Here is a 13,235-nt window from a genome sequence, read left to right on the forward strand (position 1 = left end):
GGCGACCCTACCCACACACTTCGCAGTGCGCGTCCTGCTCCACCTTCATGCTGCGGAATTCTGCGCTCATCGCGTCGTACATCAGTAAGCGCGCGCTAGCGGGTTGACCGAAAGCCGTCAGCACTTTTAAGGTTTCCATCGCCTGCATCGCGCCAACCACGCCAACCAGCGGTGCCATCACGCCCGCTTCGACGCAACTTAACACCTGATCGCCAAACAAACGGCTGATGCAGCGATAACAGGGTTCGCCGGGCTGCCAGGTGAAGACGCAGAGCTGGCCTTCCATGCGGATCGCCGCGCCGGAGATCAGCGGCACCTTGTGCTGAAAACACAGGCGATTGATCTGCTCGCGGGTATCGACGTTATCGGTGCAATCCACCACCGCGTCGTGACGCGCAATTAACGCGCTGAGCTGCGCGTCGTCCAGCTGAGCATCAATTGGCTCCAGCTGACAATGCGGATTAATTGCGTCTAACTGCTGCTGCGCCGAGGCGACTTTTGCCATGCCAATTTTTGCATCGCTGTGCAGGATCTGACGCTGCAGATTGCTCAGGCTAACGGTATCGAAATCGAGCAAGGTGAGATGTCCCACGCCCGCTGATGCCAGATAAGGCGCAGCCGCACAGCCGAGACCGCCGAGACCGATCACCAACACGCGTGATGCCTTCAGTTTCTCCTGGCCATCAAAATCAAAACCGCGCAGTACGATCTGGCGGTTATAGCGCAGCATCTCGTCATCGCTCAACTCAACGCTCATTAGCCCTCCAGCAGCGTATTAAAGGCTTCGATCTCCACCCATTCGCCGGGTTCGACATCGCCGCGATCGCGCTCAAGCACCACAAAGCAGTTGGCCAGCGCAAACGAACTGAACACATGCGAACCTTGTGCACCGGTGCTGCGCACTTCCAGCACGCCGTCATCGCCACGGCTAACAATTGCACGCTGGAAGTCGAGACGACCCGGCGATTTCTTCAAACGCTGGGTGGCGCGTGCGCGTTGGCGCAGCGGCATAATGCGCGTGGTTTGGCCGGTTAAGGTGGCCAGCAGCGGCTGAACTAATTGATAGAAAGTGACCGCCGCAGAAACCGGATTGCCCGGTAAACCGCAGAACCAGCTATTAGCCAGACGCCCAAAGGCAAAAGGTTTGCCGGGTTTGATAGCCAGTTTCCAGAAGGTGATGGCGCCGAGCTCTTCCAGCATCGCACGGGTGAAGTCGGCTTCGCCAACCGACACGCCGCCGGTGCTGATCACCACATCGGCCTGACGATCGGCTTCGGTAAAGGCGGTACGCAGCGCCGCCTGATCGTCGGCAATGACGCCAAGATCGATCACTTCGCAGCCGAGTTTGTTGAGCATTAACGCCACGGTAAAGCGGTTGGTGTCGTAAATCTGGCCTTCCGCCAGCGGCTGACCGACCGCTTGCAACTCATCGCCGGTGGAGAAAATTGCCACGCGCAGTTTGCGCAGCACGCTCACTTCAGCAATGCCCAGCGACGCCAGCAGCGGCAATTCGGCCGCGCCGAGACGCACACCGGCGTCCAGCACCTGTTTGCCCGCCTGAATGTCTTCGCCGATACGACGAATGTTCTGCGCGGCCTGCACCGGCGCGGTAATCACTATGCCGCCGTCGCGCTGCTCCGTTTGTTCCTGCATCACCACGGCATCACAACCGGCGGGAATCGGCGCGCCGGTCATGATGCGGATCACGCTGCCCGCTGGCCATTCGCCGTTAAACGGCGCACCAGCAAAGGCTTTACCGGCCACCGGCAACACGCGATCGGGCGCGATATCGGCCAGACGCAGCGCATAGCCGTCCATCGCCGAGTTATCAAACGAGGGCACATCAAGCGGTGAAAGAATCGGTTTCGCGGTGATACGTCCGGCGGCTTCAAACAGCGAGACGTTGAGCGAATCGCTGATCGGCGTCAGCTGTTGCAGCATCTTTTGCTGCGCGTCTTCGAGGGAGATTAATCCTGCGGTAAAAGGTTCCATGTCCAATTCTGCCTGGTTAATTTCAGATGCGGTCTATTATGGGTAATGCGTGGCCGTTAAGCGAGAGTTGGTGGTCAGGAAGGGGAATTTGTAGGGTCGCCATTTAGGGTGATCAGGAAAACCACTCACAACCAAAAAAGCATAATCCACAATAAAAGGTTATGACCGCGCAGGCAGTTTCTGCTTTACAAGATGAGGGTGCCTTTCTATAGTCGAAAATTGCCAAAAAAAGATGAAAACCATTCTAAATCAGTGTTTTTGGTTCTGATTCCTTCACAGGGTACCGGTTATGGCTAAAGCAGTTATCGCAATTCACGGCGGTGCGGGCGCGATTACGCGTGCGGCAATGAGCGTCGAAAAAGAGCAGCACTATCGTCAGCAACTCAGCGCAATCGTTACCGCAGGCCAGCAAATTCTGGCCGCCGGCGGCAGTGCGCTGGATGCCGTTACAGAAGCCGTGCGCCTGCTGGAAGAGTGTCCGCTGTTTAACGCAGGCAAGGGCGCGGTGTTCACCCATCAGGGCACGCATGAACTCGATGCCAGCATTATGGATGGCCGCACGCTGGACGTCGGCGCGGTCGCGGGCGTCAGCCACATTCGCAATCCGATTCTGGCGGCGCGTAAAGTGCTGGAAAACAGTCCGCACGTGCTGTTTATCGGTGCGGGCGCAGAAGCCTTTGCCGCAGCGCAGGGTTTAGCGCCGGTCGAGGCCGATTTCTTCTCCACGCCGGAGCGCTGGGAACAGCTGCAGCGCGCGCTGCACAGCCAGCAGATGGTGCTGGATCACGACGGTGAAGCAAACAGCCACAGCGACGATCCGCTGGACCCGGATCGCAAATTCGGCACCGTCGGTGCGGTGGCGCTCGATCTTCAGGGTAATCTGGCGGCCGCCACCTCAACCGGCGGCATGACCAACAAACAGGCCGGTCGCGTGGGCGATTCGCCGTTGGTCGGCGCGGGCTGCTACGCCAGCAACGACACCGTGGCGGTCTCCTGTACCGGCACCGGTGAGGTGTTTATCCGCACGCTCGCCGCCTATGACGTGGCGGCGCAGATGCATTACGCCGGACGCTCGCTGCAGCAGGCCACCGCCAACGTCATTCATGACAAAGTGCAGGAGCTGGAGGGCAGCGGCGGGCTGATTGCCATTGACGCCGCAGGCAATGTGGCGCTGCCGTTTAACAGCGAAGGCATGTATCGCGGATTCGCCTATGTGGATGGCGACGTTGAGGTAGCAATTTACCGCGACAGCTAAGGAGCAGGCATGACGGACCAAAAGCTGCAGTTTGCGCCGGAGCAGGTTCTGGCGGTGCGCGATCTTAACGTGCGCTTTGAGCATGAAGGGCGCATTACCGAAGCGGTACGCAACCTGTCGCTCAACCTGCATCGCGGTGAAACGTTGGCGCTGGTGGGCGAATCGGGCTCGGGAAAATCTGTCACCTCGTTGGCGCTGATGCGCTTGATTCAGCAGGCCGGTGGTGAAGTGAGCGGCGAAATCGAGCTGCGTCGTCGCAATGGCGAGGTGCTGGATGTGATGCGCGCGTCGAACGGTCAGATGCGCAACGTGCGCGGCGCCGATATGGCGATGATTTTTCAGGAGCCGATGACCTCGCTCAATCCGGTATTCACGGTTGGCGAGCAGATTGCGGAATCCATCCGTCTGCATCAGGGCAAAAGTCATCAGCAGGCGTTGGCGGAAGCACGGCGCATGCTCGATTTAGTGCGCATTCCCGAAGCGCAAAATGTGTTATCGCGCTATCCGCATCAACTCTCTGGCGGCATGCGCCAGCGTGTGATGATTGCCATGGCGCTGTCGTGCAAACCGGCGTTGCTGATTGCCGATGAACCCACCACCGCACTCGACGTCACCATTCAGGCGCAAATTCTGCAATTGATCCGCGTGCTGCAAAAAGAGATGCAGATGGGGGTGATTTTTATTACCCACGATATGGGCGTGGTGGCGGAGATGGCCGACCGCGTGCAGGTAATGTATCGCGGTGATGTGGTGGAACGCGCGCCGGTGCAGCAGCTGTTTGCTGAACCGCAGCAGCCGTATACCCGCGCGTTACTGGCAGCGGTGCCCAAACTGGGGGCGATGCACGGCCAGCCGCTACCGGCTAAATTTCCCTTATTGCATGCCAACGGACGCGAAGAGCAGGCCGCGCCGCAGGACACGGTGCGTCACGATCGACCGCCGATTTTGCAGGTGCGTGATTTGGTCACGCGCTTTGATATTCGCGGCGGCTTGCTCAATCGCGTCAAGCGTCGCGTGCACGCGGTGGAGAAAGTCAGTTTCGATCTCCATGCCGGTGAAACGCTGGCGCTGGTGGGGGAATCCGGCTGCGGAAAATCCACCACCGGACGTTCACTGCTGCGGCTGGTGGCCAGCCAGGGCGGCACCATCACCTTTGACGGCCAGCGCATCGATGCGCTGCAGGGCAATGCGCTGGCGTCACTGCGCCGCGATATCCAGTTTATTTTCCAGGATCCTTACGCCTCGCTTGATCCGCGTTTAACCGTCGGTTTCTCGATCATGGAACCGCTGCTGGTGCATAAAACGCTGGATCGCCGTCAGGCGGAGAAACGCGTTGCCTGGCTGCTGGAGCGCGTCGGTTTGCTACCGGAACATGCGCAGCGCTATCCGCACGAATTTTCCGGCGGCCAGCGCCAGCGTATCTGCATTGCGCGCGCGCTGGCGCTCAATCCCAAAGTGGTGATCGCCGATGAATCGGTGTCGGCGCTGGACGTGTCGATTCAGGCGCAGATCATCAACCTGATGCTCGATTTGCAGCGTGAATTTGGTATCGCCTTCTTATTTATCTCGCACGATATGGCGGTGGTGGAACGCATCAGCCATCGCGTGGCGGTGATGTATCTCGGACAGATTGTGGAGATGGGGCCGCGCCAGGCGGTATTTGAGCAGCCGCGCCATCCGTACACTAAAAAACTGATGGCCGCTGTGCCGGTGGCCGATCCGGCGCATCGGCATCGTGAGCGGGCGCTGATGGTGGATGAGATCCCCAGCCCGATTCGCCCGCTGGGCGATGAGCCGGAAGTGGCGCCTTTACTGGAAGTGGCACCGGGCCATTTTGTCGCCCGGCACGCAATTAGCGGCGCCTGAGCAGCAAACAACCGCACATCTTTGGATGTCGCGCATGACAGGGATTACAGGAGAACGATAACGATGCACCATATTATGCGAAAAGGGGTTATCACTGCCGGTTTGTTGAGTTCGGCGCTGGCGCTGCCCGCGTGGGCGGCGAAAGATGCGGTGATTGCGGTGGCCTCGACCTTTACCACGCTCGATCCGTATGACGCGAACGATACGCTGTCGCAGGCGGTGGCGAAGTCCTTCTATCAGGGCTTGTTCGGCTTCGATAAAGACATGAAGCTGACCAACGTGCTGGCAGAAAGCTATCAGGCGAGCAGCGACGGTTTGACCTACACCATCAAGCTGCGCCCCGGCGTGAAATTCCAGGATGGCACCGACTTCAATGCCGAAGCGGTAAAAGTAAACCTCGATCGCGCCAGTAATCCGGATAACCATCTCAAACGCTATAACCTGTTCAAATATATCGCCACCACCGAAGTGGTCGATCCGAGCACGATCAAGATTACCCTGAAGCAGCCATTCTCGGCCTTCATCAACAACCTCGCGCATCCGGCGGCGGTGATGATTTCGCCGACTGCGCTGAAGAAATATGGCAAGGATATCGGCTTCCATCCGGTGGGAACCGGCCCGTTTGCCTTTGATACCTGGAACCAGACCGACTTCGTGAAAGTGAAGAAGTGGGATGGCTACTGGAAAAAAGGCTATCCGAAGCTGGATAGCATTACCTGGCGTCCGGTGGTGGATAACAACACCCGCGCGGCGATGCTGCAAACCGGCGAAGCGAGCTTTGCTTTCCCGGTGCCGTTCGAGCAGGCCAAACTGCTGGAAGGTAACAGCAAGCTCGATGTGGTCACCACGCCATCGATCATGCAGCGCTACATCAGCCTCAATGTGACGCAAAAGCCGTTTGATAACCCGAAAGTGCGTGAAGCGCTAGAGCACGCGATTAACCGTCAGGCGCTGGCGAAAGTCGCCTTTGCCGGTTACGCCACGCCAGCCACCGGCATCGTGCCGCCGAGCATCGACTTTGCGCAGAGCTATCCGGCGATCAAATACGATCCGGCCAAAGCGCGCGAACTGCTAAAGGAAGCGGGCTTCCCAAACGGTTTCGAAACCACCTTGTGGTCGTCGCATAACCACAGTACCGCGCAGAAAGTGCTGCAGTTCACCCAGCAGCAGCTGGCGCAGGTGGGCGTGAAGGTGAAAGTGACGGCGATGGATGCCGGTCAACGTGCGGCTGAAGTGGAGAGTAAAGGTCAGAAAGAGAGCGGTGTACGCATGTTCTACACCGGCTGGTCAGCCTCAACCGGTGAAGCCGACTGGGCGCTGACGCCGCTGTTCGCCACCACCTCATGGCCGCCAGCGATCTTCAACACCGCCTTCTACAGCAATCCGCAGGTGGATAAAGACCTTGCCGATGCGCTTAAAACCACCGATCGCGACCAGAAAGCTAAGCTGTACAAAGACGCGCAGGATCGCATCTGGAACGACCATCCGTGGATCCCGCTGGTGGTGGAACAACTGCTGTCAGCCAACAATAAAAACCTCAGCGGTTTTTATGTCATGCCCGATACCTCATTCAATTTTGATGAGGCCGATCTGAAGTAACAGACGCGGCCAGCCTTAGCGGGCTGGCCGATGCTGCGCAGGACTTCGCATGCTCAACTATTTTCTCAAACGATTACTGGGACTGATTCCCACGCTGCTGATTGTGGCGGTGCTGGTGTTCCTGTTCGTCCATTTGCTGCCGGGCGATCCGGCGCGCCTGATTGCCGGCCCGGAAGCGGATGCCTCGGTGGTGGCGCTGGTGCGTCAGGATCTCGGTCTTGATCAGCCGCTGATCAAGCAGTTCTGGCACTTTATGATCAATGCGGTGCAGGGCGATTTCGGCCATTCGCTGGTCTCGAAACGTCCGGTGATTGACGAAATTGCCGCGCGCTTTTTCCCGACGCTGTGGCTGACACTGAGCAGCATGGTGTGGGCGGTGATTTTCGGTATGGCGATTGGCATCACCTCGGCGGTGTGGCGCAATCGCTGGCCCGATCGCATCGGCATGACGCTGGCGGTGTCGGGTATTTCTTTCCCGGCGTTTGCGCTTGGCATGCTGCTGATGCAGGTGTTTTCCGTCGAGCTTGGCTGGTTGCCGACCGTCGGCGCGGATAGCTGGAAACACTACATTTTGCCATCGATCACCTTGGGTGCAGCGGTGGCGGCGGTGATGGCGCGCTTCACCCGCGCGTCGTTTGTGGAGGTGATGCAGGAAGATTACATGCGCACCGCGCGCGCCAAAGGGGTACGCGAATCGCTGGTGGTGGTGAAACACGGCCTGCGTAACGCCATGATTCCCGTGATTACCATGATGGGCCTGCAGTTTGGTTTCCTGCTCGGCGGCTCGATTGTGGTGGAAGTGGTGTTCAACTGGCCAGGCTTAGGCCGCTTGCTGGTGGATTCAGTCGAGATGCGCGATTACCCGGTGATTCAGGCCGAAGTGCTGCTGTTCTCGCTGGAATTCATTCTGATTAACCTGATTGTTGACGTGCTGTACGCGGCAATCAACCCGGCCATTCGCTACAAGTAAGGAGTCGCAATTGAAGAACTGGCGACGAGCCGCGGCATTGAAAACCATGCCGACTATCACGGAAAACCGGGTACGCACGCCGTGGCGCGAATTCTGGCGGCGCTTTCGCCGTCAGCATGTGGCGCTGCTGGCCGGATTGTTTGTGCTGCTGCTGATTGTGGTGGCGTTTATCGCGCCGCTGATTGCGCCTTTTGATGCGGAAAACTATTTCGATTACGACCGGCTGAACGAAGGGCCATCGCTGATGCACTGGTTTGGCGTTGATTCGCTGGGGCGCGATATCTTCAGCCGGGTGCTGGTCGGCACGCGCATTTCGCTGATTGCCGGTTTCTTCTCGGTGGCGATTGGCGCGCTGATCGGCACCGTGTTAGGTCTGCTGGCGGGCTATTACGAAGGCTGGTGGGATCGCATCACCATGCGCATCTGCGATGTATTGTTCGCGTTCCCCGGCATTTTGCTGGCGATTGCGGTGGTGGCAATTATGGGCAGCGGCATGAGCAACGTGATTGTTGCGGTGGCGATCTTCAGCATTCCGGCATTTGCCCGTTTGGTGCGCGGCAATACGCTGGTGCTGAAACATCAAACCTATATTGAATCGGCACGTAGCATTGGTGCGTCGGACTGGACCATTATCATGCGTCACATCCTGCCCGGCACGGTGTCGTCGATTGTGGTCTATTTCACTATGCGTATTGGTACGTCGATTATTACGGCGGCGAGTTTGTCCTTTCTCGGCCTCGGCGCGCAGCCACCCACGCCGGAGTGGGGCGCAATGCTCAATGAAGCGCGCGCCGATATGGTGATTGCGCCGCATGTCGCCATCTTCCCAAGCCTGGCGATTTTCCTCACCGTGCTGGCGTTTAACCTGCTGGGTGATGGTTTGCGTGATGCGCTGGATCCGAAATTGAAGACCTGATGGTGGTTTGGTCGCCCGTAAGGTCGCCATTTATGGCGACCTTTTCGACAACCGCACAATCCCGCCCTTAAAACGTTTCCCAATTGTCATTATTGTGCGCGGTGGCAGGTGCGGCGCGGGTTGGCGTTATCACCGGTTTCACCATCTTCGCCACCGGCGCAGCGGCCTGGCGAGCGCCGGTTTTGAAGCGGGCCACCGCAGAAGAGAGGCTGCTGGCCTGCTGTTCCAGCGATGCCGACGCATTAGCGGATTCCTGCACCAGCGTGGCGTTCTGCTGCGTGACGCGATCCATCTCGTTCACCGCCTGCCCAATCTGGTCGATGCCGCGACTCTGCTCATCAGATGCCGAAGCAATCTCGCCCATGATATCGGTGACGCGGGTGACAGCGCTGACGATCTCCTGCATGGTTTCACCGGCGCTGCTCACCTGTTGCGAACCGGTGTTGACGCGCTGCACGGAATTCTCAATCAGCAGTTTGATCTCTTTCGCCGCCTGGGCGCTGCGCTGTGCCAGATTGCGCACTTCGCCTGCCACCACGGCAAAACCGCGACCCTGTTCACCGGCGCGTGCCGCTTCTACTGCTGCGTTGAGCGCAAGGATGTTGGTCTGGAAGGCGATGCCATCAATCACGCTGGTGATATCGGCGATTTTCTTCGAGCTGTCGGCGATATCGCGCATGGTTTTCACCACGCCATCTACCACGTTGCCGCCTTTGTCGGCGGTTTCCGAGGCGGTTTTCGCCAGTTGCGTCGCCTGACGGGCGTTATCGGCGTTCTGTTTCACCGTGGCGGTCAGCTCTTCCATGCTCGCCGCAGTCTCTTCCAGTGACGCTGCCTGTTGTTCGGTGCGTGAGGAGAGATCGTTATTTCCCGTGGCAATCTCGCTGGCGCTGCCAAAAATCGCGTCCGCGCTATCACGCACATTGTTGATGGTGCTGAGCAGCGACTGCTGCATGTGGTTGAGGCTGGCGGCAATCGACGCCATTTCGCTGCGGCCTTCCACCTGCAAACGGGCAGAGAGATCGCCATCGGCGAAGCGTTCCATCTGCTGTTGTACCAGCTTCATCGGTGCCAGCAGAATGCGACGCACCAGAATCCACACGGCAACCAGCAGCAGCACCACAACCACCGCCATTACGGCGACCAACACCAGCATGTGCTGATAGTTATTGTCATATTCCGCATTGCGCTCGGCCAGCAGCTGCACGTTCTGCTCACGCCACTGTTTGTAAGCCACTTCCAGATCGTCCTGCGCCTGCTGGGCATCAAGGTTGCCATAGGCGGCGTAATCATTGGCTTTCAGGAACGCCGCCGACTGTTTCAGCAATTCAGCGAAGGCAGCAAACTTAGCGTCGACTACACTGGCTGAATCCGCGCTTTGTCCGGCGATACGCGGCATGCTCTTATAAAGATCAAAATGTTGCTTCGCTTCATCCAGTGACGCACCTGCGCTGATCAGCAGTTTGTTGATGGCGGCGACTGACGCTTCATCCGTCTGTTTTTTCAGGATACGAATGGCGACGCGGTTGATGATCACGCGGGTCTTCACCAGCGTTTGCCAGCCATCGGCCAGCTCCCGTTGCTGGTGCGACAGCTGATTGCTGGTGGTGAAATTATGCTGTCCGGTAATCAGTGATGATAAAAACAGCGAGCCGGAAATCGCCTGCATCGCGGTGAAAACCACCAATATCATCATGATGGCCGTCACAATTTTCATTCGTTTAAACATAGGTGCGTCTCTGAGGAAGTAGGCTGATAGTGAAGTTATCGGTATAAAAGCAAATCGCTTAAGTGCCAGCGGGAAATAATTACGTCACAGGATGACGAGAGGCGGGAAAAAGCAGATGAAAGCGTTTAATTATGAGCAGGATTTCAAGCACATCGATTTTCGCCAGCAGCCAGAACTGTATCAGGTGGGGCGCGGCGAGCAGGGCGTGTTGATGGTCGAACCTTACAAAAGTGAGATTCTGCCGCACTGGCGTTTTCGTACCGTCGAGTTGGCAAAACAGTCTTCGCAGCAGATTATGCAGTTATTTGAAGCGTATCGCGCGCAGGACGATTTTGTCGGCATGGACATGGCGCGCAAATATATTCAGATGGGTTATACGCGAGCGCGCCGCTACAGCAATCATCAGGGCGGACGAAAATATGACGAGGCGGGCAACGAACTGCCGCGTACCACAGAAAAAGAAAAGGCCGCTGCGGCGGCCGTTTTCAAAGCGTGCTGGGATAAACTGCGCGCGGATACTGACTATCTGGCGCGCAAGCGTGCGCACCAGCAGAAGTATGGTTAAACGCGCGTGCCCCACAGATCGTATTCGTCGGCGTGTTCGACTTTAACGCGCACCACATCACCGACTTTCACCTGACGATCGCCGTTCAGATAGACCGCGCCATCAATTTCCGGCGCGTCAGCCATGCTGCGGCCGACCGCGCCTTCTTCATCCACTTCATCAATCAGCACCAGCACTTCGCGGCCGATTTTTTCCTGCAGACGTTCGCTGGAGATCTTCTGTTGCAGCTGCATGAAGCGATCAAAACGATCCTGCTTCACGTCATCCGGTACCTGATCCGGCAACTGGTTGGCGGTTGCGCCATCTACCGGGCTGTACTGGAAGCAGCCAACGCGATCGAGGCGCGCTTCCTGCAGGAAGTCGAGCAGCATCTGGAAATCGTCTTCGGTTTCGCCAGGGAAGCCGACGATAAAGGTTGAACGCAGCGTCAGCTCTGGGCAGATTTCACGCCAGCGCTTAATGCGCTCCAGCGTACGCTCTACCGCGCCTGGACGCTTCATCAGCTTGAGGATGCGCGGGCTGGCGTGCTGCAGCGGAATGTCGAGGTACGGCAGAATCTTGCCTTCAGCCATCAGCGGAATAACGTCATCCACATGCGGATACGGATAAACGTAGTGCAGACGCACCCACACGCCGAGTTTGGCTAACTGCTCGCACAGGCTCACCATGCTGGTTTTCACTGGCGATCCGTTCCAGAAACCGGTGCGATGTTTGACATCCACGCCGTAAGCGGAGGTGTCTTGTGAGATCACCAGCAGCTCTTTCACGCCGGCTTCTACCAGACGTTTGGCTTCGTCGAGCACTGAACCAATTGGACGGCTATCCAGATCGCCACGCATCGATGGAATGATGCAGAAGGTGCAGCGATGGTTGCAGCCTTCGGAAATTTTCAGGTAGGCGTAATGGCGCGGCGTCAGTTTGACACCTTGCTCTGGCACCAGGCTGAGGAACGGGTTGTGCTCCGGCTTAGGCACATAGGTGTGCACGTGCGAAAGCACCTGCTCGTAGCTGTGCGGGCCGGTGATTTCCAGCACCTTCGGATGCACTTCGCGGATCTGATCCACTTTGGCACCGAGGCAGCCGGTGACGATCACTTTGCCGTTCTCGTTCAGCGCTTCACCAATCGCTTCCAGAGATTCCTGTACGGCGCTATCAATAAATCCACAGGTGTTAACGATGACGATCTCCGCATCATCGTAGCGTGGCACCACGTCATAGCCTTCGGTACGCAGCTCCGTCAGGATGCGTTCAGAGTCGACGAGGTTTTTCGGACAGCCGAGGGAGACGAACCCCACGCGCGGTGGATTTTTGACTTGGCTCATAAGGTTAAAAATTCATCATAATTAGTGTGGATAGGGGGGCGATTGTACAGAGGTTGCAGAGGAAAATGTATAGGCTGTGTAAGAATCTCCTTATCGACAACCAACGTGCTGGAGATATGCTTAACTCAGTGAGCGACGCGCGCTCTCATTAAGCGCCGCGCCTGCGTTGCTCGTCTGCGAACGTGATCCGAGTTGTGTAAGCTGACGTGTTTTGCTTAAATGTTGGGTCGGTAAAGGTAAGTACTTATCTTCACTGAAAATTTCAAATCGCACTGATAGTGAATCCTCACTGCCAGGGCAGAAGTGGATAATGTGAGAGCAGACATATGCAAGAGATCGTCAAAGGTTTTCTGAATTTTCAACAGAATGTGTTCCCTGAAAGGAAGGATCTTTTCAAAAGTTTGGCATCCAACCAAAATCCCAAAGCCCTGTTTATCTCCTGCTCAGACAGCCGTCTGGTGCCAGAGCTGGTGACGCAGTCGGAGCCGGGTCAGCTGTTCGTGATCCGAAACGCCGGTAACATCGTACCGCCGTTTGGTCCAGAGCCGGGCGGCGTGTCCGCCACCATTGAGTATGCGGTTGTTGCTTTGGGCGTGACCGAAATTATTATTTGTGGTCACTCCAACTGCGGTGCTATGAACGCGATTGCTTCCAATGCCGATCTGGAAACCATGCCCGCGGTTGACCACTGGTTGCACTACGCCAACGCGGCGAAAGCGGTGGTGGAAGAGCGCAACTACGATTCGGTTGAGAAACGTCTCAACGAAATGGTGAAAGAGAACGTGATTGCGCAGCTGAACAATATCAAAACACACCCTTCCGTGGCGGTGGCGCTGCGTAAAGGCAAAGTGCGCCTGCACGGGTGGGTTTATGATATTGAGAGTGGTGGCATCATTGCGCTGACCAAAGGTGGTGAATCCTTTATTTCACTGTCGGAAAACCCGGAAACCTGCTTCGAGTAATTCCGCCTAACCACCTGCAATGCAGGTGGTTTTTCCTCGCATTTCGCTAATATTTCCTC

11 protein-coding genes are annotated in these 13,235 nt (G+C 57.3%); 7 read left to right on the forward strand and 4 right to left on the reverse strand.

Going from position 1 to position 13,235, the window contains the following annotated elements; translation table 11 throughout:
• Positions 1–7: 7 nt before the first annotated feature.
• Both moeB and moeA read right to left on the reverse strand, forming a co-directional pair.
• Positions 8–757, reverse strand: coding sequence for a molybdopterin-synthase adenylyltransferase MoeB (gene moeB, locus NQH49_RS06565; RefSeq protein WP_256696044.1), 750 nt, complete (start codon positions 755–757; stop codon positions 8–10).
• On the reverse strand, positions 757–1,992 hold the full coding sequence (moeA, locus tag NQH49_RS06570; RefSeq protein WP_256696045.1) for a molybdopterin molybdotransferase MoeA: 1,236 nt from the start codon (positions 1,990–1,992) through the stop codon (positions 757–759). Before moeA ends, moeB begins: the two co-directional genes overlap by 1 nt.
• A 289-nt stretch (positions 1,993–2,281) precedes the next feature.
• Between moeA and NQH49_RS06575 the strand changes: the two genes are divergently transcribed.
• The 5 genes from NQH49_RS06575 to gsiD all read left to right on the forward strand — a co-directional run bounded on the left by NQH49_RS06575 (position 2,282) and on the right by gsiD (position 8,598).
• The gene (locus NQH49_RS06575; RefSeq protein ID WP_256696046.1) at positions 2,282–3,247 is read left to right on the forward strand and encodes an isoaspartyl peptidase/L-asparaginase family protein; all 966 of its coding nucleotides are present in this window, start codon (positions 2,282–2,284) and stop codon (positions 3,245–3,247) included.
• A 9-nt stretch (positions 3,248–3,256) separates the two neighbouring features.
• Entirely contained in the window at positions 3,257–5,113 is a 1,857-nt protein-coding gene (gsiA, locus tag NQH49_RS06580) for a glutathione ABC transporter ATP-binding protein GsiA (protein ID WP_256696047.1), read from the forward strand.
• A gap of 63 nt (positions 5,114–5,176) precedes the next feature.
• Positions 5,177–6,712: a glutathione ABC transporter substrate-binding protein GsiB gene (gsiB, locus tag NQH49_RS06585; protein ID WP_256696048.1), complete on the forward strand. Its 1,536-nt coding sequence runs from the start codon at positions 5,177–5,179 to the stop codon at positions 6,710–6,712.
• A gap of 49 nt (positions 6,713–6,761) precedes the next feature.
• Entirely contained in the window at positions 6,762–7,682 is a 921-nt protein-coding gene (gene gsiC, locus NQH49_RS06590; protein ID WP_256696050.1) for a glutathione ABC transporter permease GsiC, read from the forward strand.
• Positions 7,683–7,692: 10 nt separating this feature from the next.
• Positions 7,693–8,598 carry a glutathione ABC transporter permease GsiD gene (gene gsiD, locus NQH49_RS06595; protein WP_061717201.1) on the forward strand — a complete coding sequence of 302 codons (906 nt, stop codon included), beginning with the start codon at positions 7,693–7,695 and terminating at the stop codon, positions 8,596–8,598.
• 67 nt (positions 8,599–8,665) lie between these two features.
• Here gsiD and NQH49_RS06600 read toward each other — a convergent pair whose 3' ends face one another.
• Complete coding sequence (locus NQH49_RS06600) at positions 8,666–10,327, reverse strand: methyl-accepting chemotaxis protein (RefSeq protein WP_256696052.1); 1,662 nt, start codon at positions 10,325–10,327, stop codon at positions 8,666–8,668.
• A gap of 115 nt (positions 10,328–10,442) precedes the next feature.
• Between NQH49_RS06600 and NQH49_RS06605 the strand changes: the two genes are divergently transcribed.
• Positions 10,443–10,892, forward strand: a complete 450-nt coding sequence (locus tag NQH49_RS06605; RefSeq protein WP_008102491.1) for a DUF4385 domain-containing protein — start codon at positions 10,443–10,445, stop codon at positions 10,890–10,892.
• On the opposite strand, the gene rimO is transcribed toward NQH49_RS06605, so the two are convergent.
• On the reverse strand, positions 10,889–12,214 hold the full coding sequence (rimO, locus tag NQH49_RS06610; protein WP_256696053.1) for a 30S ribosomal protein S12 methylthiotransferase RimO: 1,326 nt from the start codon (positions 12,212–12,214) through the stop codon (positions 10,889–10,891). The two genes, NQH49_RS06605 and rimO, sit on opposite strands and share 4 nt — an antisense overlap.
• 326 nt (positions 12,215–12,540) lie before the next feature.
• Between rimO and NQH49_RS06615 the strand changes: the two genes are divergently transcribed.
• The gene (locus tag NQH49_RS06615) at positions 12,541–13,176 is read left to right on the forward strand and encodes a carbonic anhydrase (protein ID WP_256696054.1); all 636 of its coding nucleotides are present in this window, start codon (positions 12,541–12,543) and stop codon (positions 13,174–13,176) included.
• Positions 13,177–13,235: the final 59 nt, after the last annotated feature.

Origin of the sequence: Pantoea trifolii (assembly GCF_024506435.1) — a bacterium.
GTDB lineage: Bacteria > Pseudomonadota > Gammaproteobacteria > Enterobacterales > Enterobacteriaceae > Pantoea > Pantoea trifolii.

Excerpts from the sequence above, each read along its gene's own strand:
- moeB (WP_256696044.1), bottom strand. The coding sequence starts at position 757 with ATGAGCGTTGAGTTGAGCGATGACGAGATGCTGCGCTATAACCGCCAG.
- rimO (WP_256696053.1), bottom strand. The coding sequence starts at position 12,214 with ATGAGCCAAGTCAAAAATCCACCGCGCGTGGGGTTCGTCTCCCTCGGC.
- gsiB (WP_256696048.1), top strand. The coding sequence starts at position 5,177 with ATGCACCATATTATGCGAAAAGGGGTTATCACTGCCGGTTTGTTGAGT.
- NQH49_RS06605 (WP_008102491.1), top strand. The coding sequence starts at position 10,443 with ATGAAAGCGTTTAATTATGAGCAGGATTTCAAGCACATCGATTTTCGC.
- NQH49_RS06575 (WP_256696046.1), top strand. The coding sequence starts at position 2,282 with ATGGCTAAAGCAGTTATCGCAATTCACGGCGGTGCGGGCGCGATTACG.
- moeA (WP_256696045.1), bottom strand. The coding sequence starts at position 1,992 with ATGGAACCTTTTACCGCAGGATTAATCTCCCTCGAAGACGCGCAGCAA.
- gsiC (WP_256696050.1), top strand. The coding sequence starts at position 6,762 with ATGCTCAACTATTTTCTCAAACGATTACTGGGACTGATTCCCACGCTG.
- NQH49_RS06600 (WP_256696052.1), bottom strand. The coding sequence starts at position 10,327 with ATGTTTAAACGAATGAAAATTGTGACGGCCATCATGATGATATTGGTG.
- NQH49_RS06615 (WP_256696054.1), top strand. The coding sequence starts at position 12,541 with ATGCAAGAGATCGTCAAAGGTTTTCTGAATTTTCAACAGAATGTGTTC.
- gsiA (WP_256696047.1), top strand. The coding sequence starts at position 3,257 with ATGACGGACCAAAAGCTGCAGTTTGCGCCGGAGCAGGTTCTGGCGGTG.